This is a genomic window from Variovorax brevis (assembly GCF_030317105.1).
GTDB lineage: Bacteria > Pseudomonadota > Gammaproteobacteria > Burkholderiales > Burkholderiaceae_C > Variovorax > Variovorax brevis.
On record NZ_JASZYG010000009.1, the window covers coordinates 78,735 to 102,243 of the forward strand.

General features: G+C 64.9%; 19 protein-coding genes. 5 read left to right on the top strand and 14 right to left on the bottom strand.

Annotated features, from left to right (window positions below; all coding sequences use genetic code 11):
• Positions 1 to 3: 3 nt before the first annotated feature.
• From dpdE to QTI66_RS26225, 10 genes are all read right to left on the bottom strand, one after another.
• A complete protein-coding gene (gene dpdE / locus QTI66_RS26180; RefSeq protein ID WP_286563038.1) occupies positions 4 to 3,216 on the bottom strand; it encodes a protein DpdE in 3,213 nt (1,070 codons plus the stop codon).
• Between the two features lie 494 nt (positions 3,217 to 3,710).
• Complete coding sequence (locus tag QTI66_RS26185) at positions 3,711 to 4,142, bottom strand: 6-carboxytetrahydropterin synthase (protein ID WP_286563039.1); 432 nt, start codon at positions 4,140 to 4,142, stop codon at positions 3,711 to 3,713.
• A complete protein-coding gene (queE, locus tag QTI66_RS26190; protein WP_286563041.1) occupies positions 4,139 to 4,774 on the bottom strand; it encodes a 7-carboxy-7-deazaguanine synthase in 636 nt (211 codons plus the stop codon). Before queE ends, QTI66_RS26185 begins: the two co-directional genes overlap by 4 nt.
• Positions 4,771 to 5,469, bottom strand: a complete 699-nt coding sequence (queC, locus tag QTI66_RS26195; RefSeq protein ID WP_286563042.1) for a 7-cyano-7-deazaguanine synthase QueC — start codon at positions 5,467 to 5,469, stop codon at positions 4,771 to 4,773. The genes queE and queC overlap by 4 nt, the downstream gene beginning before the upstream one ends.
• Positions 5,470 to 5,473: 4 nt before the next feature.
• A complete protein-coding gene (dbpB, locus tag QTI66_RS26200; protein WP_286563043.1) occupies positions 5,474 to 6,550 on the bottom strand; it encodes a DGQHR domain-containing protein DpdB in 1,077 nt (358 codons plus the stop codon).
• A complete protein-coding gene (gene dpdA, locus QTI66_RS26205; RefSeq protein ID WP_286563044.1) occupies positions 6,547 to 7,845 on the bottom strand; it encodes a tRNA-guanine transglycosylase DpdA in 1,299 nt (432 codons plus the stop codon). The genes dbpB (QTI66_RS26200) and dpdA overlap by 4 nt, the downstream gene beginning before the upstream one ends.
• Positions 7,842 to 8,981 carry a DGQHR domain-containing protein DpdB gene (gene dbpB / locus QTI66_RS26210; RefSeq protein WP_286563045.1) on the bottom strand — a complete coding sequence of 380 codons (1,140 nt, stop codon included), beginning with the start codon at positions 8,979 to 8,981 and terminating at the stop codon, positions 7,842 to 7,844. Before dbpB (QTI66_RS26210) ends, dpdA begins: the two co-directional genes overlap by 4 nt.
• Entirely contained in the window at positions 8,978 to 9,736 is a 759-nt protein-coding gene (locus QTI66_RS26215) for a hypothetical protein (protein ID WP_286563047.1), read from the bottom strand. Before QTI66_RS26215 ends, dbpB (QTI66_RS26210) begins: the two co-directional genes overlap by 4 nt.
• An 863-nt stretch (positions 9,737 to 10,599) precedes the next feature.
• Positions 10,600 to 10,986, bottom strand: a complete 387-nt coding sequence (locus QTI66_RS26220; protein ID WP_286563048.1) for a type II toxin-antitoxin system RelE/ParE family toxin — start codon at positions 10,984 to 10,986, stop codon at positions 10,600 to 10,602.
• On the bottom strand, positions 10,979 to 11,335 hold the full coding sequence (locus QTI66_RS26225; protein ID WP_286563050.1) for a type II toxin-antitoxin system Phd/YefM family antitoxin: 357 nt from the start codon (positions 11,333 to 11,335) through the stop codon (positions 10,979 to 10,981). Before QTI66_RS26225 ends, QTI66_RS26220 begins: the two co-directional genes overlap by 8 nt.
• A gap of 303 nt (positions 11,336 to 11,638) precedes the next feature.
• On the opposite strand from QTI66_RS26225, the gene QTI66_RS26230 reads away from it, so the two are divergent.
• The 5 genes from QTI66_RS26230 (at position 11,639) to QTI66_RS26250 (ending at position 17,273) form a co-directional block, all read left to right on the top strand.
• Positions 11,639 to 12,658: a FecR family protein gene (locus QTI66_RS26230; protein WP_286563052.1), complete on the top strand. Its 1,020-nt coding sequence runs from the start codon at positions 11,639 to 11,641 to the stop codon at positions 12,656 to 12,658.
• A 63-nt stretch (positions 12,659 to 12,721) separates the two neighbouring features.
• Entirely contained in the window at positions 12,722 to 13,594 is an 873-nt protein-coding gene (locus tag QTI66_RS26235; protein ID WP_286563053.1) for a Tll0287-like domain-containing protein, read from the top strand.
• A gap of 14 nt (positions 13,595 to 13,608) precedes the next feature.
• Entirely contained in the window at positions 13,609 to 15,129 is a 1,521-nt protein-coding gene (locus QTI66_RS26240) for a serine/threonine-protein kinase (RefSeq protein WP_286563055.1), read from the top strand.
• A 21-nt stretch (positions 15,130 to 15,150) separates the two neighbouring features.
• On the top strand, positions 15,151 to 16,551 hold the full coding sequence (gene tagH, locus QTI66_RS26245) for a type VI secretion system-associated FHA domain protein TagH (protein WP_286563056.1): 1,401 nt from the start codon (positions 15,151 to 15,153) through the stop codon (positions 16,549 to 16,551).
• Entirely contained in the window at positions 16,533 to 17,273 is a 741-nt protein-coding gene (locus QTI66_RS26250) for a PP2C family protein-serine/threonine phosphatase (RefSeq protein WP_286563057.1), read from the top strand. Before tagH ends, QTI66_RS26250 begins: the two co-directional genes overlap by 19 nt.
• Here the strand turns inward: QTI66_RS26250 and tagF are convergent.
• From tagF to tssJ, 4 genes are read right to left on the bottom strand one after another with little or no spacing between them, the layout of a single operon-like run.
• On the bottom strand, positions 17,237 to 17,824 hold the full coding sequence (gene tagF / locus QTI66_RS26255; protein WP_286563058.1) for a type VI secretion system-associated protein TagF: 588 nt from the start codon (positions 17,822 to 17,824) through the stop codon (positions 17,237 to 17,239). The genes QTI66_RS26250 and tagF overlap by 37 nt on opposite strands.
• The gene (tssM, locus tag QTI66_RS26260) at positions 17,818 to 21,141 is read right to left on the bottom strand and encodes a type VI secretion system membrane subunit TssM (protein ID WP_286563059.1); all 3,324 of its coding nucleotides are present in this window, start codon (positions 21,139 to 21,141) and stop codon (positions 17,818 to 17,820) included. Before tssM ends, tagF begins: the two co-directional genes overlap by 7 nt.
• Positions 21,138 to 22,283, bottom strand: a complete 1,146-nt coding sequence (locus QTI66_RS26265; RefSeq protein WP_286563060.1) for a DotU/TssL family secretion system protein — start codon at positions 22,281 to 22,283, stop codon at positions 21,138 to 21,140. Before QTI66_RS26265 ends, tssM begins: the two co-directional genes overlap by 4 nt.
• Positions 22,280 to 23,500 carry a type VI secretion system lipoprotein TssJ gene (gene tssJ, locus QTI66_RS26270; protein ID WP_286563061.1) on the bottom strand — a complete coding sequence of 407 codons (1,221 nt, stop codon included), beginning with the start codon at positions 23,498 to 23,500 and terminating at the stop codon, positions 22,280 to 22,282. Before tssJ ends, QTI66_RS26265 begins: the two co-directional genes overlap by 4 nt.
• Between the last annotated feature and the right edge of the window lie 9 nt (positions 23,501 to 23,509).

Here is a 23,509-nt window from a genome sequence, read left to right on the forward strand (position 1 = left end):
CATTTAGCCCAATGGCTTCATGGCAAGAAAGACTGCGCTGATCGCGTCCAGCGTCAGTTTGGGCTGCTGCACACCTTCTAGCAATTGGGCATTCAGCAATTTCTCGAATGCAACGCGCCCGGTCTCCAGTTCCTTCTCATGGCCGCGCAGTGTGGCGAGTCGGCTCTCCAGTCGCACCAAGGTGGTCTCGTCCCGCAATTTCATCTGTGCGACGCACTCCTCGACGTGGTCCCGATGGAGGGCTCCTTGGAGCACTTGGTCGCGCGCGACGCCACCGGCCTTCGCTACGAGGTCGGGCCAGTCGCGCAGGATGTCCGTTGCCTGCCCTTCGCGCAATCGACGCCAAGCCGTCGCACCGATGTCTACATCCCGCGGGTATTCGCCCTGTGCAATTCGAAGATCCAGCCACTTGTCGATGAAGTCCTGTTCAACCGGTTGCAATGAACGGTCGAGCCAGACGCTGTGGTGACGTGGCGCGAGTGCAAGGTCCATGCGCCGGCGCAGTGTGTTGCGTCGGCCGTCATGGGAAGAGTCACGGGGAAACAGTTCTAGCGCGGGGGCCAGGTCGGCCTCTACGACGAAATCCAACCGGAAAAAAACATCGAGCGCACCGGAGATCGGCCTGTAACGTGGGTGCGAACGCCAGATGGCCGCGACCCGCCCCCGGTCTTCCGTCATCGCCGCGTGCAGCAGCCCCTCGAACAGTGAATCCCCAACGCGCATCAGGTGTGTCGATCGATTGACACTGGTCTGGCGTCGGTAGGCGAAACGTTGGGTGGTGAGTCGACCTTGATTGCGACGTCCCATCTCCGTGTCGAGCGCGCCCGTGAAATCTGCCTGGAGGCGACTGCGGGTGATCAGTGTGGAATGGGTCTGCCAGTAGCGGACGACTTCATCGATGGTTGGCCGCCCGTCTTTCTCTACCAGTCGGTTGAACTGCAAGCCGTGCTGAAGCCAGGGTTCGACACAGCCACGGATCCGCTCCCAATCGGCATCCATGTCGAAGAGGTCGTCAAAGCCGTGCTCCTCCTCGTTGGTTTGCAGGGCTTCCAACTCGTCTTGCTCATCAATACGCTTCAATTCGCGGCGGATCTCACCGCTATCGCTCCCGAGGCGATCCTTGAGCGCAACGATAGCCTGAGCCCCGTCGGTAAAGAGGACCTGCTGAAGTCCATCCATCTGGGCATCGACCAGATACTGGAGCGAAGCGATCGACTGATCGCCGATACCGAAACCATCTGTGACGCAGTGGGCCCACGCCAATTCGGCTTTATTGTCGGCGCAGGCAAGCACCACGGTCTCGATGGGGTCGCCTGAGCCGAATCGATCGACACGGCCAATGCGCTGTTCGATGCGATTCGGGGAGAAGGGCAGGTCGAAATGCAGCACGACCTTCTTGCCCCCCTGAAGGTTGAGTCCTTCCTCAGCGCGCGCGTCACACACGAGGTATCTACAGTCAGGCTTACTCAGAAAGCGCGTCCATTCCGCAGGCGCGTCGTCGAACTCTTCATCATCCGCGGCGATGTTATGTCGCACCACGCGGCCACTATGGCGAAACTTCAAATGTTCAAAGCAGGCGTCAGCGGTTTCTTGCGAAGTACAGAAAATAACGACTTTGGATTCGACGTCCGTTCGCGCGAGCGCATCATCGAGCGCAAGTAGGCGTGCGGCTTGCGGGTTCCAGTGTTCCAACTGGGCTTGCAGTTGTCGAAGGCTGTCGGATTCAAGTTGTCTCTGGCGACTTGAATCACTGGTGTACGAGTCGACGAGGCTTCGGAGGGTTGCAGGCGTTTCCAACAGGGCCCGCATCCAGGCCAGGTAGACAGCGGCTTGATCCGGTGTTTCTGTCCCCGCAAATACCAGGCGCCATTGATCGATCAACTGGGCAACGACACCTGCGGTCGCGTCGTGGTACTCCACCGTCGTCGCCCCATTGCGTATGGGAGTGACGACGCCTTGGACGTTTTTTCGACGATTGCGAAGAATGCGTCGATGGAGTCGGTAGGTCTCGCTAAGATGTTCACGGATGGCTTGGACGGCTGCGACCAGATCGGGTTGTGCGGGATCGCTTGCCGCTCGCGCGATCGGAGTCAGATTTCCTACCAAGCGAGCCAGGTGCTCATCTTGCGGGAACAACTCGCAAAGGCGCTGACCGTCATCGGCCAGGAAGTCCATTGCATCCGGTTCGAAGCCCGCGATCAACTGGCCAAGTTCGTGGCGGTGCTGAATGCGCTGGCGAAACGCTTCCCGCTCCTCGGGCGGGTAGACATCGGGATCAATCAACTGCATCAATTCGAAGAAACTGTCCTCGTCAGCGATGGCGGGAGTCGCCGACAGCAAGAGCAATGCCTCCGCCCTGTGGCAGGCCACCCGGACCGCTTCGCGTTGATCGGCGTACTGTTCGCCCGGATCCGAATGGCGTCCGACGATGTGGTGCGCTTCGTCGACCACAATTAGGCGCGCACCCGACAATGCGGAATCCAGATCGTCAGTGCCGAGATGCACGACCTGGATGGAATCATCCAGATAGGGCGGTCCAACGTGAAATCGATGCGTCAACTCGTGCCGCCACTGGGAAACCAGGCCCTCTGGTACGACGACAGTGATTCGGTGACCCTGTGGGTCATCAATGACGTGCTGCCTGATGATGGCCCCGGCTTCGACCGTCTTTCCGAGTCCTACCTCGTCAGCCAGCAGGTAGCGCTGAACAGGGTCGGTCAGCACACGACGGACCACTGCCATCTGGTACGGTTCCAACTCCACTGCGCTCGACAGTAGTCCGTCGATGCCAGCGCCAAGCGCTCGTTGGTGAATCGCTTCCTGCAGGAACTGGCGGCGCGAATTCGAAGCCACGACCGGTTCGGTCGTTAGTTGCGCCAGGAAGGGGACGGGATCGGCGATGGGCTTACCCCACCGAATCATGATTTCGGTGACCGGGACCTCAACACTCTGTTTGGGGCCGATCCTAACTTCGACGCGATTGTCCAGGATTTCAACGATTCTTCCCGCCAGCCAGCGACCCTCATCGTCGCAGACGTACACACGTGCCTGGAGTTCGAGTCGTCGTGGTTGAAGCCCCCGAGTTGGCAGTTTGTGAAGGAGGCGACCACCTTCACCCGGGTGATCAAAAAACTCTACCGTTGATATCTGATTGCCCTGCTCTATCAGTCTGCCAAGTCCCAATTCCAGAGCGTCATTCGAGACAACAAAGGTCACAATTCGATCCCCGCGAGAACGATGGCGATCTCTCAGGGTTCACAGAGCAGGCGCCGTGCGAACCCTTGTCTCGTCGCCTAATCAGTTGACAATCAGAACAATTATGTGCGAACTGAGCACTGGTTTTTCAGCTGGTGAAAGTGTGGTTAGACGATTGTGTGACAACGTGCACACCGCCAGTGTCAATAAGGTCGATGGCGCGTCTTTTTTATGATGCCTCCGACTTCTTCAGCAGGTCTTGCGAGAGCGTCTGATGTCGCGTCGAATGCGCCTCGAGATGGCGCCCCGGCTCCTTCGTTCAGGGCCTGCCGAAAGATCGAATGGGCGCTTTGGATGCTGATACCCTCGCGACCGAGTAGTTCGTCCTCCAGTTGCATAGCGTCGGCCTTCGCAATTTCCTGAGCTAAGGCGCCTCTTCCTCTGCGGGTGCACATCGCTATGGCGTTCCTAGGTCCATGCGGTCTAACGCCCGGCCTAACTATCTCGGCTCCAAGTTAGGCATGCATGGCCAGCGGCCCATGCGTCTCGACGATTGTGGCGCTTGCTGGAGGCTCCGCCTTTCGCTCCTTGCGCAATACGCACTTGTCGCCGCTGGCCGGTCGCTCCACGGCGACCGCAACCAAATGCGGACAACTCGAGACCAAATGGGTGAAGATGAACTTGGAGAGGTTCTCCAGCGTCGCTGGTCCCAGGCCTTCGACATCGTCCAGAAACTGGTGATCCAGCATTTCGCGCACGGTTTCAATGTGGCGACGCACAATGCCCAAATCTTGGAGCATTCCTGACTTGGCATCCGGTACACCTATCAGGGTCACTTCGGCGTGGTAGGTATGGCCATGAATGCGTCTGCTACCTGCCGCGTCAATGTTTCGATTCAGCGTGTGGGCAGCTTCGAAGAAGAATTTCTGGCTCAGTTCGTAGATCATCGGATGCCAATCATCTTGTGGGTCTGAACGCTCAAGTTCCACTGAGGATTCTCCTGGCAGTAGGCAACCGCCGCGGCGGTGTTTGCCAATCGGTCAGGGCCATCCAAGGGCTGCAGGTACAGGTTGTCGAACTTGAGGCTCGCGAATCGAGCAGGATCAACCCCGGACTGGGGGTACACCAGTTTGAGCTCTTGCCCGCCGCTCACGGCGAGCGGGGCGTCCGCCTTGGGGCTGACGCAGAGCCAGTCGATGCCTTCAGGGGGAGTAAGCGTTCCATTGGTTTCGATGGCGATCGTGAATCCTCTGTCGTGCAAGGCTGAGACCAACTTGGCATCCACTTGCAGGAGGGGTTCGCCCCCAGTGAGTACGACGAAACGTCGCTCCCGCTTTGCGGAGGGCCATTGCGTCTCGATGGCGGCGGCTAGGCTCTCCGGCGAGCGGAACTTGCCGCCGCCGGTGCCGTTGGTGCCGACGAAGTCTGTGTCGCAGAAAGTGCAGACGGCGGTCGCGCGATCTTCCTCTCTTCCACTCCATAGATTGCACCCGGCGAAGCGACAGAATACGGCTGGGCGACCGGCATTGGCGCCTTCGCCTTGCAGTGTGTAGAAGATTTCCTTGACGCTGTAGGTCATGCGGCGGCCTTGTAGGCGGCAAAGCCCTTGCTGCGTAGTTCGCAGGCTGGGCAATCGCCGCAGCCGTAGCCCCAGTCGTACTGCTTGGAGCGATCGCCCTTGTAGCAGGTGTGGGTGTCCTGCTGAATCAGTTCCACCAGTGCTTCGCCGCCGAGATCTCTCGCCATCTCCCAAGTGGCGGCCTTGTCCAGCCACATGAGGGGGGTCTCGACGACCATGGGCGAATCCAGGCCGAGGCTCATGGCCACTTGAAGCGACTTCAGGGTGTTGTCGCGGCAGTCGGGGTAGCCGGAGTAGTCGGTCTCGCACATGCCACCGACCAACACCTCGAGACCGCGGCGGTAGGCAACGGTCGCGCCAAAGGTGAAAAAGAGAATGTTTCTTCCGGGCACGAACGTGTTGGGTAGACCACTCTTACTGAAAGCGATGGCCTTGTCTTGCGTCAGGGCAGTATCGCTGATCTGTCCGAGCACGGACAGGTCCAGCATGTGGTCATCACCGAGTTTGGGAGCCCAATGCGGGAAGCGCGAGCGCAGGCGCTCCAGAACCTTCTTGCGACACTCCAGCTCGACGACGTGGCGCTGCCCGTAGTCAAAACCGATGGTTTCAACGTGGTCGTAGCGCTCCAGCGCCCAGGCCAGGCAGGTGGTGGAGTCCTGGCCACCGGAGAAGAGGACAAGTGCTTTGGAGTTCATGGCTTTATCCGTTTGCAACAAGGCGGTTCTTGCGGAGGGCACGCTTGGTCAACCGCACGAGATGGTTGGACAAGACGTCGATATCCGCCGGGGTGTTCTGAATGCCGTTCCAGGGGCAGATGTCTTCACTGCTGAAGTTCCACTGCCCGCTGGTCCAGGCTGTATAGGGCTTAATGAGTTCCAGCGCCGCGGCGAACTGGTCGCGCCTGGTTGCACCTTCTGCGGAGTACAGCAACTCCATGACGAAGCCCATGGCGACGATGCCTGCGCCGTGCTTAAGGCGAGAGGTGCGCGGCGTCATGCCCGTCCATTCAGGGCCGAAGACCATGCGAATGGCTTCGAAGTACTCGTTTACGAGTTCGAAGGCCCGGTCTTCGTAGTCATCCAGGCGAATGAAGTCTCGAACGGCCCCGTCCGAGACCGAGTTCATGATCAACTTCTGCATGGCGGTGTCGCTGATTACGCCCCTGGGATTGGTGTGCTGCCGAATCTCGCCGTACAGGGCCGAACCCCGCGTGAAGTTCAAGCGATCCACGATTCGGGCCGAGAACTTGCGCGCGGTGAACCGCTCGGGAAGGCCCTCCACGTTCGGCAGCAGTTCGTAGATCAGGGTCTTGGGAAGTGGCCGGGTGTTGTTGATCAGGACAAACTGCTGACGCAGTTCGTTGTAGTCCTTGCAGACCAGGACGGAGACGAATACTTGGAAACCCGGCTTATCGAGGCCGGAAAGGGCACTCAGTCGCTGCTGGCCGTCAACGACAAAGCCAGGCTTGGTCTTGGTGGCATCGATTTCAATATCGACGACACCGTTGCCGCGGTCTTTGGCCTTGATGCCATCGATGAACGCGATGATGACCGCATTGGGCAACAGGGCGTCTTCACGGGTGAAGTAGTCACGGATCTCCTTAATGTGAGAGGCAATTTGGTGCCGCTGGAAGCCTTTGAGTTGGCCATCATCCTGGCGGCCGACGCGTTCGATCTCAGAAAAGGCCAGGACTTCCTTTGGCGTGGCCGCGAAGGAAAACACGTCATGGCCGTCGGCTTGACGAGCGCGGATGGCGGTGAACTTGAATTTGCTCACTGGGCGTTCTCCATGGTGGCTTTGAGGTGCTTGTGATAGACGCCGAGGTTGTGAAAGCCACGGCGCTTGTTACGGTTGCTTGAGCGGAAAATGATGACTTCGACACCAACGTTGCGGCAGACGTCGCAACTGCAACGCTTCCATGGGGCGTCTTGCAGGGTGCGACCGACGAGTTCCCTCATCTTGGCGAGTTCGCGCTCGTGCTTGGCGGTGTCTTCGGACTCGCCTTCGACTAGGAAGCGGTGGTAGTCCATCACGGCGGTGAGGGTCTTGGCGGCGGTTTCTTCGCCTTTGTCGAAACTGCGCAGCGCCTTGAGTGCCTTTTGCTCGCGTCGCTGCAGATCTTCGGCGCTGAAGATGCCTCGCTTGATGCCTTGCACTAGGCGGAAGTTCTCAATGGCTTGCGGGATTCGGATGGCGGTGTAGTAGTCCAGGCCGGTTCCCGTAGGGGACCCCATGTAGTAGTTGGACTTGTTGTCCTTGAATGCGCGAATGAGCGGCGAGGTGGAATCGAAACTGGTGATGCCGTAGCCAGTGAACTCGTGGATCTGGTCGGCTTTGGCGAAGCCCAAAAGGTGGATCTTGGTTTCCGGCTTGATGGCATTACGCAAGGCGCGCAAGACCACGTGAATGGCGTCCACGCGAAGCGGGACCAGACCTCCAATGGCCAGATACTTGTAGCCCATCTCCTCCAGTTCCACGGCCGCCTCAGCCATGCTGGCGGGAGACCAACCCTGGACAGCGCCCATGGGTTCAAAGGGGTAGCCTTCTTCCTTGACGAGCTTTAAAAAGGCCTTGGCGTTGTCCAGGGTGATGCGGAAGCGCTTCTGTGTCGCATCGGGCATCATGGATTTCGGCGGGTTGCTGAGGTCACAGTCAAAGATGATGTGGTCTGGCGAGACGCCGTGGGTGAACCCTGCTTCGATGTAGAACTCCACCACTTCTTCTGGGGAGTAGGCGGGCTTTTCGTGTTCCACGTATGCGAAGGCGCCGCAATCGCCCATCAGCATGCAGTCCTTGAACTTGGGACCGTCATAGCGCAGGAACTTGCGCGCGCCGTCGCGCAACATGCGTTGCTCTTCCTTGGTGGAATAGCGCACCTTGGAGGAGGACACACCTTCGGCTTGGCGAATGGCGCTCATCGAGACCAGGAGCCCATCGTAGGGGGCCGGATTCATCATTTCATGGGCATAGACATCGCCCCAATACCGCTCGCGCTTCGGCGCGTTACGGTCATTGATAAAGTCGTACGCAGGGTCGACGTAGTCCTGCGTGTCGGAATACAAAAACTTCATTTCGTGGGGCTTGTGGTGTAGGCGCGCACCAGTGCGTCTTGCAACTTCTTGATATCGCGCGGGGTGCTCTGGATTTCATTCCAAGCAACGCCCAGGGTTTCCCAATGGCCTTTGGTCCAGCGGCAGGCCGGAGCGACGCGCTCCAACTCCTTCTTGACGGCCTCGTACGTGCCATCGGTGTCGGAGAAGCGAGCGTAGATGCGGTCCATGAGGACGCCCATGGCTTCGATGCCAGCCGAGTGCATGAGTCGGCTGTGGCGAGGGTCCTTGCCCCAGGCCTCCGGAAACGTGTTCTTGACCGCCATCCAGAAGTTCAAGAGCAGGCGGTACATCGAGCTTACGTCAGCTCCCTCGCGCGCGCTGGCCTTGTAGGGCGCCAGTGCACCTAGCGGGTTGTTCATGCTGTTGCGGATCATGGTGATGACTGCGGTATCGGTGACGATGGCCGCGACGTCGCTCCGATCCGAGGGGCGCTTGATCAGCTTGAAGAACGGTGACTCGGGGTCGCGGTTGAGGAGGTTGCAAATCTCCGACGGGACCTTGCGGGCGCTCAAATCCTTGGGCAGTTGGATGCCGCTAGTTTCGGGCAGCAGTTCATTGATCAGGCGCGAGGGCAGTGGACGTGCCTTGTTGACTAGGATGAACTGCTGTCGCTGCAAGTCCAGGCTGTCGGACACGAAGCCCACCACCGGAACGGCGACATTGCGGTTCGTGACCTGTGCTAGGGCCAGCGATCTTTGTTGGCCATCGACGATCCAGGCCACACGTTGGCCGGCTTCATTGATGGGGATGGTCAGCGTACCGGCCTGTGCCAAGCCCTCGTCGCCGGTAGGGCGCGTACCGCGTGATGCGGTGAAGCGGACCTGCGGCGACATAGCCAGAATGATGGCGTTCGGAAAGAGGACGTCGCCCTGGTTCAGGTAGTCGACGATGCCTCTCACATGGCTGCGGATCTCGGGACGCTGGAAGCCCTTCAAGACCTCGGATTCGTCTCGGTCCACGCGAGAGATGTCTGCCACGCGCACGATGTCAGCGCCTTTGATGAAGAAAGCGTAGACATCCAGCCCTTGCCCCTGTGTGGTGTGCAGTGCGCGGATGACGATCTCTTTTATAGCGGGAAGCTTGTTGGCTTTCATGACATCTCGGCTTTGACTTGGCGCCAGAGAACTCCGAAGCGCGCCTGTTCACAGGCGACCAAGGCGGTGTCTCGGAGATGTCGGTGCAGGCGCGACGAACTGCCGGCGTGGTGGCACCACTGGGCGCGGATGAGGTCCAGGATCTCTGCGTCCGTCTTACGGACGCGCTGGGGGATAGTGGGCTTTTGTAGGAGGTCCAGTGCTTGGCGTACCGCGGCCTGGGCGGGCGCACTGTCCAGGTAGTGGCCTTGGAGCTTTTCCACGAAGTGGCGCATGGCCCGCTGGGGGAAGTCGGAGCGAGTGCCGGCGTAGCCTTGCTGGCCTTCCAGGCGTTCGTCGTAGGGCAGGACGCAAGCTTGCAGGCGAGGCGGTACCGACTTGGCCCCGCTGGTAGACGTGAAGATGCACAGGCGAGAGAGCGCTTTGTCCGCAATCTGGGCCAGATCGCATTCCAGCATTTCGACGTAGGCCGATGGCAGAGCGATCAGGAAACGGGTCGCACTGGAGCGATTGACCAGTTGGCTCACGGGCGAGGGCGTGCCCTTGCGTGCGTTCAATTCTTGCCACCAGTCCGCCGTGCTGGAACCGGCCGCGGCGAGTGCAGGCGCGAGAGAGCCCGCTCCGCTAGCCACTGTCATGTCGTAGTTTGGGACAGGATCGTCCTTCGCGGCTAGGCCCAAGCCTGCAGAGATCATGTGCAGGGAGCCGCGAAGTTGGGCGGCGACGGCCTTGCTCTCTGCCATCGCGCGGCCCAAGTACAACTCTCCTGCCGTGGTCGTGGCTTGCGTGTTGGCGGTGGCAGACCACCAACGGTCGGCCACCTTGGCCGCGTCACCTTTCAGTTGCGCGGGTCGCAGGCGGGCGACCGGTTCGAGTGCTCGTTTGCGCGCAGTGCAGTTCGTGATGATTCCGAACTGTTCGATCATTTGTCGTGTGCCGAAAGTATTGAGATTCAGCAGTTATTGTAGATCCTAGATAGGGGTGTCTGCAGTTATTTCTGAAATCACACTGAAGCAAAAATGCAGTTATGTTTCGTCTGCCGGGGGTGCAAGTGTGCAATTGTGTCGTGGGATGCGCGCCTTCGGTGGGCAAATTGCGACGCCGATACGCTTTGGGCCGTCAGAATGCCTGCGCGCGCAACGCCGAATCTCACGGCGGCGCGTCGAGCAAGCGCCACAACTAGGCCGGAACGAACCCGTTCATGACGACTTTCGTTGAGGTCCGCCTCAAGCGAGCCTTGTTGTGGCTTAGCGCGGGCACGGTAGGGCTTGGCCAGGCCCTGCTCAGTTGTGAAAAGCGGGCCAAATCTTCGATCCCTTGTGGTTCGGACGCCGCGCCAGCGCGATCTGCACCCAAACCGGGTGCGCCCCTAATTTGGCGATAGTCGCGCTGATACCCACCCCCTACGCCGCGCCCAAGAGCTTCCGGCCTTTTTCGTTTCTCTTCCGAATATCCCAACAGCCGCGCGAGCGCGGACGCAGAGGCGTGCATCAAGTCGCGGCATGGGGCATCAACCCCGCGTCATCGCCATCTGAGCGCGGACGAACTCAATCGACGGCGGGCCATCTTCACTACGACCGGATGGACGTTTTTCGAATCGGCAAAGTGACTCTTTTGGTCAACTCGACGCAGGCCACTGCCGCGCGAAATCAAACGAGAGTTGGCGGTGATGCCGAATGGACAGCAGATAAACCGTCGCGCTGTCGTCCACGGCGGCGTACAGCAACAAATAGTCCCCGTGCAAGTACTCACGAAGAGCATCGAAAGCGCCAGTCGGCAGCGTGGCAAGTTGAGCCAAGGCCTCGGTTGATTGCGGTGGGTTGTCCAGGTAGCGCCGCCCGATTCGGGGAAAGCGTGCCAGGTTGGGGATGACCGTGGTGCGTAGTCCCGCCAGCAGGTCGTCAAAGGCGAAGGCAGCGTCTGCTTCGGTCAGGAACGCCTCGATGGAGTCGAGCCGCTGCAGGAAACTCGAGGTCAGCTCGACCCGGTAGACATCCTCAGCCACGCTTCTTGGTGGCCTTGGCGACCGTGGCCGCGGCGCCGCGACGTGCACTCGCGCTCGAGGCGCCGGCTCGGCGCTGTTGGAGCTGCGCGATGGCGGCGTCCGCTCCATAGGTGCGACCGGCAGCGATGTCCGCCAACCCGCGCTTCGCGTCATCGATCAGCAGCAAGTGAATACGTTCACGTTCCAGCCGGTGGTAGTAGTCGAGCCGATCGGCATCAATCAAAGCGACGAAGCTCTCGCCATTCTTGGTGATGATCTTTTCTGAGCCGGCCTTGGCCTGGTCAGCTAACTCGGAGAGATTGGCGCGCGCTTGCGTGAATGGCACGACGTCACTTGCAGAAAAGCCCATGGATGCTCCTTGGGGGAAAGATTACAGAATTCTGTGCAGTCTACCTCGCGAACACGAGATCGGCTAGAGCGGCCAGTGGAGAACGCCTGCGGTCGGCACTTGAAGCAGCAACTCGCCTTATCCGGGCCATGAGGCGCCCTGTCTTATGCCTTACGGACCACGCCCCTCGCCCCGCCCAGCGGGTCATTTCATGGCGGCCTATACCGGAAAGCCAATCGCATCGCGACACACTTAGGTTAACAATGTCACCGCATCCGGCTTACAACCAGATGCAATGCTGACTGTTGCCTACGGAGTGACGTCGTGCGACTCACCAAATTTTCGTTCCCGTTCGGCCTCCTCTGCGTCGCGAGCCTGCTCGCAGCGCCGTCGCTCACCTGCGCGCAAACAACGCCAACACCAGCAAACTCCACCAGCATCGTCGGCATCGTCGAAGGCAATGCCACCCTGATCCGCCAGACCACCCGCTACACCCTCGCCGAAGGCGTGGCGCTGAACGACCAGGACATCATCGAGACGGCTGCCGGCGCCTTCGCCCAGATCGAACTCCCCGGCGGCGTCCTTGTCGCCATCGGTGAATCCACACGCCTGATGTTGCGGCCCCGCATCGGCGCCAAGGGCCTGACGGCCCCGCCGCTCTACCTGCTCCAGGGCTGGCTCAAGACCAGCACCGCCGGCTCCTTCGGCTACGCCAGCCCCGGCTTCGAGATCGTCTCGCAAGCCGCCACCACCGTCGTCTCCACCCCCGGCGCCCCCTACGAGGTGTTCCTCGAAAGCGGCGCCGCCAAGCTCACCCAACGCGATGGCACCCCCGCGACCGCCGAACTGGCCAGCGGCGAATTCGCCCAGCGGCGCGAAGGCAGCCCGCAAACCGTCACGCGCCGCGCCCCGCCCGAGTTCCTGGCCAAGGTGCCACGCCAGTTCCGCGACCGCTTGCCCCCACGCGGCGAGCAGTTCGCCAAGCGAACCGTCCAGCCCAAAGCGATAGGCGAGATCGCCTACGCCGACGTCGCACCCTGGCTGCGCACCGAACCGGCGGTGCGTCTGCCGCTGCTGCCCCTGTGGCGAGCCCGCGCCGCAGCGGACCCCGCCTTCCGCGCAGGCGCCAAGGCCGATCTGGCCCAGCACCCCGAATGGGAACAAGACGCCGACCCCGAAGGCTACGCGCGTCGCCTCGCCGAAGAAGCCGAACGCCGCCGCGCACGCGAAGCCGCGCGCCAGGCCGCCATCCGGGCCAAGGCCGCTGCTGCTGCCGCGGCGGCCGCCGCAGCCGCGGAAGCCAAAGCCAACGCAGGCTCCACCGCTCCGCCGGAAAAACCATAGTGAACCCCCATCCGTCTTGCCGCAACCCAGTGATCTACGAACCCGCAGGACAGGAGACCCCACATGCGCCTACTTCTCAAGTTCAACCTGATCTTCCTGGTCATCTTCATCGCAGGTTTGCTCGGCGCCGGAAAGATCTCCTATGACCTGCTGCAAAGCAACGCCAAGCAGGAAATCCTCAACCACGCGCGCCTGACCATGGAAAAAGCCGTGGCCATTCGCGCCTACACCAACGACCAGATCCGCCCGCTGCTCGAAACGCAGATGAAGTACACCTTCCTGCCCCAGACGGTGCCGGCCTATTCCGCCACCGAAGTGTTGGCGACGCTGTCCAAGAGCTTCCCCGACTACACCTACAAGGAAGCGACCCTGAACCCGACCAACCCGCGCGATCGGGCGGTCGACTGGGAAGCCGACATCGTCAACCGCTTTCGCTCCCAGGCCGACCAGAAGGAGTTCATCGGCGAGCGCGAGTCCGGCACCGGGCGCGCCCTCTACATCGCGCGGCCGCTGCGCATCACCAACGCCGCCTGCCTGGCCTGCCACAGCACGGTGGAAGCCGCGCCGCGCACGCTCATCGACAAGTACGGCCCCGCCAACGGTTTCGGCTGGCAATTGAACGAGGTGATCGGCGCGCAGGTGGTGTCGGTGCCCATGTCGGTGCCGCTGGCGCGCGCCGACCAGGCGTTCAAGGTCTTCATGGCCTCGCTCATCGGCATCTTCGTGGCGATCGGCATCGTGCTGAACCTCATGCTCTACCTGCTGGTGATCCGGCCGGTGACGGCGTTGTCGAAGCTCGCCAACCGCGTCAGCCTGGGCGAATCCGATGCGCCGGAATTCAAGTCGCATGGACGTGATGAAATCGGGACGCTCGCGCAGTCGTTCACGCGCATGCGCCACAGCCTCGATCAGGCCATCAAACTGATCGACACCTGAGGATCACCAACCGTATGCCGGTGTCCACGCCCCAATATGTTGGTCCGTACCCCATCCGCGGCGTGGTCGGTTCGGGCGCGATGGGCATGGTGTACCTGGCGCATGACCTGGCCATCGACCGTCCGGTGGCCATCAAGACGATCCACCGCCGACTGCTCGAATCGGGCGACGACGAACCGGGCGTGACGGCGCGCTTCCGGGTAGAGGCCAAAGCGGCAGGGCGGCTGACGCATCGCAACATCGTCCCCGTCTACCAGTTCGGCGAAGACAACGACAGCGCCTACATCGTCATGGAGTACGTCGCCGGACGAAACCTGCGCGACTACATCCAGGCACCGCGCAAGCTCACGGTGCCGCAGGTGCTGTGTGTCATGGCGCAACTATTGGATGGCCTGCACTATGCGCACGAGCGCGGCATCGTGCACCGCGACATCAAGCCTGCAAACCTGCTGATTGCCGACGATGGTCGCCTGAAGATCACCGACTTCGGCATCGCACGAACCGAGTCGTCGAACCTGACGCGCGGCAGCTCCGTCATCGGATCGCCCGGTTACATCGCCCCCGAGCAGTACACCGACCGCGAGGTCGACCGGCGCGTCGACGTGTTCTCCTCGGGCGTACTGCTCTACCAGATGCTGAGCGGCACCACGCCTTTCGCCGGCACGGACGAAGCGATCATGTACAAGATCGTCTACGAGCCGCACAAGCCGCTGAGCGAGGTGACGAACGATCCCGCGCACGAGAGCTTCAACGCGGTGCTCGACCTGGCGCTGGCAAAGGACCCGGACAAGCGCTTTGCCAACGCCCTGGCGATGCGAACAGCCTTGCTGTCGCTCGCCAAGGAGGCGGTGCCGGAGGTGCTCCCCGCCGACATCCTGCTGCCTGCGCAATTGGTCGGCGCCGAGGCGAAGCCCGCCGCGGCGGCAAAGGACGCGTCCGGCCCCTCCAGGCCGTCGTCCACGCGATTGGCAACCACCGTCCCCGGCCCGGTGTCGATTCCCGCAGCGGCCCCGAAGTCGCAGCCCGGCACCGGTCCGCCTTCGGTCCCCGTGCCCACCGGATGGGACGCCGCAGCGCTGGCGGAAATCGAACGCGAACTGGCCCAGCACATCGGCGCAGTGGCCCGCGTGCTGGTGCGACGCGCCGCACGCGGGCTGACGTCGCCGGGGGAGGTTCGCCACGCCGTCGCCAGCTCGATCGTCGACTTCGAAGCACGCGAGCGCTTCTTGGCCAAGGCCGGTGCGCCGCCCACGGGTACCACTGCGCCCGCCACTTCGGCAACGGCCACCACGCTGGCGACCACGCAGGTCGATGCCGACGCGTTGCGCGGCGGCGTACCGCTGCGTGAGGGTGACGTTGAAAAGGCCACCACCGCGCTCCTTCCGTCCCTGGGCCCGATCGCACGTGTCGTCGCCAAGCGCTGCGCCGCCAAGTCGCAGACCCGCGAGCAATTCGTCGCCGGCGTGATCGCACAGCTCACGCCAACGGTCGATGCGCGCCAGGTGCAGGCCGACTTGTGGCGTGCGCTCGGCTGAACCCGAACGCCCGAAGCTGCCGTGATCGCGCTACGAGTCACACGCCGCCCCGGCGCCACCGAACCCGATGCGGAGGCACTGGTCTTGCCGCCCGAGGGCATCACCATCGGCCGCGCCGAAGAATGCGGCCTGGTGCTGGCGGACCCCCTTCGCATGGTGTCGCGCCAGCACGCGCAGGTGTTCGCGGTCGGCGAGATCATGCGCATACGCTGTGTCAGCAGCCGCACGCCCTTGTGGGTGAATGGTGCGCAGATCGATCCGGGGAATGAACTGACCTTGCTGGTGGGAGACCGCTTGCGCATCTGCGGCTTTGAGCTGGCCGTCGAGACGGTCGCGGCGGCAGTGCAACGCTCGCGAGTCGATCGCTGGTTCGACCTGGACGGGGCGCTCGATCCGCTCGCCGCCGAATCGCCGCTGCCCGCGCTGGCGCCTTCAGCATCTTCCCCGTCGCCGGAAAGCACTGCGGTCGTGTCTTGGCAGACCAGTCGGCATGTGGTGCGCACCGGCGCACCGACGCCCCGCCCGGTGCGCGCCGAGTCGGCCAGGACGACAGGGCCGGCGCCGCTTGCGCCGGCTGCCGCACCGCTCGCGGCGACGGCTGTTGCATCGTCTGGCGCGACGCGTGCCGCATCGCCTGCGGCATCGCCCGACGCAACGCCCGGCGCAACGCCTGCCGCAACGCCTCCCGCATCGGCCGGCACGCGCGCAGCGTCGGCCTCCGCCAACGCTGCTCCGGTCCCTGCCAACGCTGCGCCCGCGCGCAGAGTCGCGCGGCATGCCGCAGACCTGTCACCCGAACTGCAAGAGCTTGCCGCGGCGTTCGCCCGCGGCGCCGGCCTCGGCCCCGAGGTCGCGCCACTCACACCGGAATGGATGGAACATCTCGGCGCACTGTTGCGCGAAACAGCCGAAGGCACGCTGGCGCTGCTCAAGAGCCGCGCGGTCGCCAAGCGCCACATGCGGGCCGAAGGCACGCAGATCGCGCCGCGCGAGAACAACCCCCTGAAGTTCTCGCCCGACGCCACCGAAGCCCTGACCCGCATGCTGCAGCGCGACCCGAGCCACGGCTTCCTCGACCCCGTCGCGGCCCTGCGCGACGCGCATCGCGACCTGCTGGTGCACCAGGTGGCCATGGTGGCGGGCATGCGCGCCGCGGTGTTCGAACTCTTCTCCAGGCTCAGCCCCGAGGCCGCCGAGACCATCGAAGGCCCGGCGCACGGCATGTCGCGACTTCCGTCGGTGCGCGCTGCCGCCCTCTGGCATCGCCACTGCATGCAGCACGCCCATTTGCTCGAGCACCTGGACGACGACTTCCAGACCATCTTCGGGCGCGAGTTCCTGCGCGCCTACGAAGCGCAGTCGCGCACCCACGACGAAACCAACCCCTCACCACTGGAGCCCCCATGGCCGGCCGCGCGTTGAGTGTCTCGCTGGCCGCGCTGTCGCAAATCGGGCAGCGCGAGCGCAACGAGGACGCCTTCGGCTACTGGGAAGGCGCCGGCACCCTGGTCGCCGCCCTGTGCGATGGCGCGGGCGGGCATGGCGGCGGCCAGTCGGCATCGCGCGCCGCGGTGACGCACGTGCTGGAAGCCTTCGCGTCGCATCCCGAGGTCAGCCCCGGCGTGCTGCAGGGGCTGGTCGAAGGCGCGAACAACGCCGTCGTCGCGCAACAGGTGGCCGGCACGCACACGGCCGACATGCGCACCACCATCGTGGTGCTGCTGCTCGACCTCTACAGCGGCGCGGCGCTGTGGGCCCATGCCGGCGACTCGCGCCTGTACCACTGGCACGACGCGCGGCTGCTCGGGCGTACGCGCGACCAAACCCTTCAAGAGCGCCTGCGTGACGCCGGACTGAGCGCGACCGCCGTCGCCCCCGGCCAGTTGGCATCGGCATTGGGCTCGCCCGAAGGCTTCGACTTCGAAGTCCTGGAATCGCCGCAGATGCTCGCGGCCGGCGACGCGCTGCTGCTGTGCAGCGACGGCCTGTGGTCGGCGTTCGACGATGAGGCGATGGCGCGTAGCTTGGTGGGCTGCAGCGGCGTGCAAGCCTGGCTCGATCGCCTCGAAGCGGGCGTGCAGCGGGCCGACCGCAGCGACCAGGACAACTATTCCGCGCTCGCGATCTGGTGCTCTGACGGTTGAATGTCGAGCAGTTCGAGGAGCAGCGCCGGCTCCGGTGGCCAAGCTGCGGCGCGGGGAGCCGCGTCGGGTGCGGCTGTGAGCGGCCACCAGAGGCTGGCCGGCTGCGGCGGCCAGGCTTCGGCGGGTTTGAACTCCTGGCCGCCGCACGGCGGCAAGGCGGCAATTGCCGATTCGATCGCATCGGGTCCTTGCGCGACCGCATCGAGCAGCGACGCGAGCCGTGCAGCGCCTTCTTGCGGTGAGGCCGGCGCGCTCCATCGCTCGACCAGTGTCAGTGGAAAAGCGCGCCCCACACGGTCGTGCGACGCCACGATGATTCCGCACCAGATGTCATGCGGCGCCGGCAGCGCCACATAGCGCCACGGCGCGAAGGCGTCCAGGCGCTCGCGCAGCGTTTCGGCGTCCAGCATCGTGGCGGCGAGGGCAAGGCCACGTTGCAGCCAGCCATCCCAATCGCTGCGCCAGCGCGGCGGCAAACCGCGACCGACGAAGTCGCCCCGCGCCGGCAACTTGCCGTACCAGCACACGCGACGCGGCGGTGACTTCACCATGGCGCTTGCGGACAACGAAAACGTGCCAGCTCCCGCAGGGTCCAGATATCGGCGTCGGGCGCGCCGCTTGCGCTCGCCTCCACGTCGAGCGTGCGCTTGTCCACCACAAAGGCCAGCTGCGCCGGGGAACCGCGCTCGCCTTTCCAGTCGCCGCGCAGCAGCACGCGAAGCCAGGCGAACGGACCTTCATGGATTTCAGCGCCGACGCCGGTGGAGCCGGGCGGCAGCACGCGCATCAGCACCTTCTGCGTGGACGCCGGTCCGGGCCACACCAGTTCCCGCGAGCGTTTGGGGCCGTTCTCGAAGCGCAGCAACTGGCCATCGACATCGACGCTGAACTGCAGCAACTCCGGATCCATGCCCAAGGGCGTGAGGCGCAATCGGAGTTCGGGCAGCGGCGCACCGCCGGGGAAGAACAAGGCGCCGATGGCCGCCGCCTGCTCGAAGGCGCCGGGCGTGCCTGCGTCCGCGGGTGCCTTGCGAGCCTTCCAAGGTCGGCTCGACGTGTCGACGCGTTCGGCCAGCTGGTTGCGCCGGAAGTCGTCGAACAGGCCGCCGGGTCCGAACAGGCGCGCGAAGTCGGACGGTGCCATGTCGCGCGACGCCGTGGCGCCGAAGGGGAAGCGGTCGCGCGTCAAGGCCGTGCAGGTCTGCGCGAGTTCGGCCAGCGCGGCGTCGAAGCCCGGCTTGGCGCCGCCGCGCGCGCGAATCAAGGTGGAGAGGTCAATGTAGACCTTGCGCAGCGCGGGCGGGGCGCGGGCGGCCTCGGCGCGCAAGTTGGCGTCGAGTTCGGCATTCGCAGCCGGGTCGCGCGGGCCGCTGGCCAGGGCGTGAAGGCGGTCGAGCGCCTGCGGTCCCGGACCTGCCGCGTAGTCGCCGAGGGCACCGAAGCGTGCGCGCAAGGCGCTGTCGAATGCAGCATCGGCCGGGCTGTCGCCTTGCGAGGTGGCGCTGAATTCGTCGGCCAAGCGAGTCAACAGGCGGCGCAGCGGCGAATCGGGCGCGGTGAGCTGCGTGGCCTGACGCGCGGCGCCGTCCGCATCGCTGCCGGTCGCCAGCGCAAGGGCATCGAGCTGTCGAGTCCAGGCGGCGATCACGCGTTCGGCATGGCGCTTGCCGACCTGCGTGGCGATCTCATCGCGCCAAGCGCGGTCGTTCTGCAAACGGCGGACGTCGCCGCCGCTGTCGCCGAGCACCCAGTCTGCCTCGTTCGCCAGTTCATTGAAGGTCGCATCGAGCGCCGGCATGAGCTTGCGCCGCCAGTCGCCAGCGCTGGAATGCACCGGCATCGGCCCGGCGCTCGACGCTGCAAAGCTCAGGGCGCTGGTTGTGCCGAGGCGTGTCGGCAGATCCTGCGGTGGCTCGGGGTCGGACACGCGTCGCAACAGTTGCTCGTGCACGCGCTGCGCCAGCGGCACGGCGGCGAGCGCGCTGCGCGCTGCGCGCACGCCGGCTTCGTCGGGGCGCATCGCCTCGGGCAGGCCGCTGCGTTCCAGCAGCGTATCGACGTGGCGTGCCCATTCGGCGCGTTCGCCGGCGCCGCCTGCCTGTCCCAGCGCCTGCTCGCCCCAGCGCCGCAGTGCGCCGCGGTCCAGTCGGGAAGGGCTGGCGAGCATCAACGAAGCGCGCAAGGCGTCGTAGCGTGTCGCGCTGTCCCCGGCCTCGCGCAGGTCGCGGCGCAAGCGCTCGACGAGCAGCGGCGCCAAGCTGCGATCGAGCATCTCGCGGTAGGCCTGCTCCGCCGAGCGCGCCAGCCGCGGACCCTGGAACAGTCCAAAGCCAAAGCCGGCCGGTGGCTCATTCGGATCGATGCCATCGTTGGCCGCCAGTCGCTCCAGCAGCGAATAGAGCGGCAACACCTGCTCCAGGCTGGCCGATTCCAGCGAGCCGATGCGCTGCGTCAACTGTTCGATGCGCGTGCGCACGGCATCGACATAGGCGAGGTTGCGCTGGTAGCTCTGCCACCACAGGGCCGTCGCCGCCAGCAGCGTGACACCGACAACGCCCGCGCCGACCATCGCGGCACGCCGGCGCCAACGCATGCGCTGCAGTCGCTGGCCTGCCAGCGGCGCCTCGGCGATCACCAGTCGCTTGAGCAGCGCGGTGAGGAAGAAGGACTTGCCGCCCGCATCGGGTCGTGGCAGCGGCTTCAGCGCCAGGCCATGGCTGCGCGCGAGTTCGCCGATGACCCGGTCGATGGGGTTGCCCTCCTGCGTGCCGCTCGTCATCGCGATGGCGCGCAGGCGCTGCGCCGGTTCGGCGGCAATGCCGGCGAAGGCCTTGCGCACGAAGCTGTCGAGCGGCCTGAGCAGGGATGCGAACTGCGCGGCAAAGGCGTAGATCGGCAGGCGCCGCTGCGGCGTCGCTTCATGCTGCAGGGTATCGGTGCCGCGCCGCGCCAGGCGGTGTGCAAGATCGATCAGTCGCGGCCCGAGATCGGCCGGGATGCCGTCCAGGTCGGCATCGAACACCAGGCCCCAGAGTTGCTCGCGTTGCGTGGCGTCGAGGTCGCCGAAGGTCTCGACAAAACCGGCGAGCAGGTCGGCCTTGGTCACCAGCAGGTAGATCGGAAAGGCCAGGTCCAGTTCGCGGCGCAGTTCGTCCAGCCGCGCCGCGGCCGCCGCTGCCTGGCGCGCGATTTCCGCGCCGCCTTGCAACAGGTCGGGCACGCTGACGCTCACGATCACGCCGTTGATCGGTTGCACCGGCCGGTGCCGGCGCAGCAGCGCGAGAAACTGTTGCCACTCCCGCGCGTCGGCCTCGGGGTCGCTGTCGTGCGTCATGTAGCGGCCGGCCGTGTCGATGAACACGGCGTCCTGGCTGAACCACCAGTCGCAATGGCGCGTGCCGCCAATGCCCGCGAGCGGGTCGCGCCCGAGCTTCTCGGCGAGCGGAAAGCGCAGGCCCGAATGCAAGAGCGCCGTGGTCTTGCCGGCGCCGGGCGCACCCATGATCAGGTACCAGGGCAGTTGCAGCACCTGTCGCCGGCGCTGCCACCAGCGGCGGGTGCCTTGCGCCTCGACGCCGTGGCGCAGCATCGCGAGCGCCTGGCGGAATCGCTGGCTCAGTTCGGGGCCGGCGTCGCCGGCTTCCAGGCTTTGCAACAGTTGCTCGTTGCGCCGCCTTGCCAGCAGCAGCCGCAGCCAGCGCAGGCCCAGCAGCGCAAGCGCGACCACCACCAGCAGCGCGATGCGCGCGCGCACGTCGTTGAAGGGGTGCCAGGTGCCCACGGCGATCAACGGCGCGGCGAACCACAGCAGCGCGCCTGCAGCGCCGAAGTTGACGGCGCGTTGCACGAAGCGGAAGGGCGGCTTCATTCCGGGAACAGCACGATCTCGACGCGCCTTGGCGGCTCGCCGGAGGAGGACTCCACGCGCGCCTCGACCGCCAGCCGTGCATCGCCCACTTGGGGCCGCATGGTGGCGGCGGCGCCGCGCGCCCATTCCATCGCCTGGTGCCAAGCCGAGGGCGTGCCGGCCGTCGGCCGGTCGCTGCCATCGGTGTAGCCGACGACCAGCACCTTGCCTGGCCGCTTCGCCAGCACCGCGCCGACGCGCGCCAGGGGGGCGTTGGCCTCGCGCAGCGCATCGGCACGCAGCACGACCACGCTGCGCAGCGCTTCGTCGCGAACGGACAGGCGGCCCGCGTCGATGTCCGCGCGCAGGTCCGCAGCCAGGCGTGGCGGCACGGTCGCCGCGGCCGCGACGGGCGGGCCCGAGGGGGCGCGTGCCGGCACGAGTCGCTGCAAGGACGCCAGCACGCCATCGACGCGCTTCGCAAGCTGCAACTGGCTGGCGCTGTAGACGCCCAGGGCCAGCACGCCCAGCAAGAGCACCGCCGGCAACGCGCCGCGCGGCACGCGCGGGGGCTTGGCGGCAGCCTCCGCGCAATGCCAGGGCCCCACCAGCGCCGGCACCGGCGCCACCTGCTGCAACGCGAGATGCACGCGCGATCGCAGCTTGTCATGGTCGCGGTTGTCCATGCCCGGACGCGCACGCAGCCCCAGGCTCAGGCAGGTGTGGAACAGCTCCAGCAGCGCGCGGTGCTCGCGCGGCTTTTCCGCGAGTCGCGTCAGCAGGCGAAGCAGCTTGTCGCCGCTGTGGGCCTCGCCATGAAAGCGCTGCAGCAGGCCGGCGCCGCCCGCACCCCAGGGTGCTGCGCTGAACTGCTCGTCGCCCCAGGCACACAGCACGTAGCTCGCGCCGGCGATGCTGGCTTCGTCGACGCCTGCACTGCGCGCATCGGCTTCGAAACGGTTCACCGCCGCAGCCAGCATGCCGCGCAGGCCAGCAGGGTCGGCGGGCGTCGCATCCCGCAGGCGGGCCATCAATGCGACGAGGGGAAGCGCCTGCACACGCAGCGCACGCGCGGCGGCCGGCTCGTCGACGCAGTCCGGCTCCCCAACGTTCTCCGGCTCGCCGACAGCCGGCGATGCGGGCGCGTCGCCGGGCTGCTTCATTTGGACCACCCGATCTGCAACTGCCGCGCCTGCGCGTCCACGCGCGCACGCGTGGCCAGCGCGCCCGCGGGCAAGGGCAGCACGGCGCGCCAGTTCGAATGCTCGATTTCCCGAAAGGCACCGAACACCGCGACCACGCGCGCGTCGCCGGCCACTTCGAGCGCCAGCTCGCGCGCTTCGCCGGGGCGCAGGTGCAGGCTCTCGCGCACGAGCACGTTCGAGCCGAGGGTGGCCTCGTCATCGTCGTAGAGGCTGTCGAAGCTGGCCTTCTCGAATCCGCTTGCATCGCGCAGCACATAGACCCGCAGCGCGAGTGAAGCAGACGCGTTGCGTGCATCAGTGTTCAGGCTGCGTTGCGCCTGCACCAGCAACTGCAGGTTGCGCTTGGCGCCGGCCAGTGCCGGCGCGGCACCGGGGTTGAACATGAAGTTCACGACCATCGAGGTGTTGACCCACGGAATCTGTCGCTCGGCGGTGTCGCGCAGCACCTTGATGCGCACCGCCTTCATCATGTCCTCGACTTCGACGCCGGGTGTGCGCAGCTCGGTCGCGAGGTGACGCGTGTAGATGCTGTTGCCGCCCACTGGCCCGTCCTCGGCCACACGGCCAGGCGCTGCGGAGAACGCAATGAGCGCACCTGGCGCCGCCATCTCGGCCAGGCCGTTGGCGTTGCGCGAAGCGCCCCTGCGCGCCGCGAAGGGGTCGTTGCGGCAGGCGTCGATGATGAAGATGCGCGCCCGTGGGCGCACCCGGTCGACATGCGCGAGCAGCGCTTCCTGCATGTCGATGGCTTCGTCGCGCACTTCGCCCTCGTCGCGCAGCGCGATGTCCACCGGCAGCAAATAGTTGCGCCCGCCGATCTGCACGCCATGGCCCGCGTAATAGAAGACCGACGCGACCTGGTCGTCATCCATGCGGCGCGCGAACTCGCGCAGCACGCGCTTGAAGTCGCGGGCGTTGAGGTTGAGGTGTTCACCCACTTCGAAGTCGAGCCCGCGCAAGGTCTGCGCGACGAGGCGTGCATCGTGCTCGGGGTTGTTCAGTGGAATCTCGGGGTAGCGGCCGTTGCCGATCACGAGTGCAACGCGGCGTTGCCGTGAGGCTTCGATCTTGGCCTGCGTCGGCTGTTGCTGCTGCTGCTGCGCTTGCGCATGGCACGCGCCGCTCCACATCACAGGCGCTAGGCCGAGGCAGGCGAGCAGGCGACGGCGACTCATGCAAGCAAG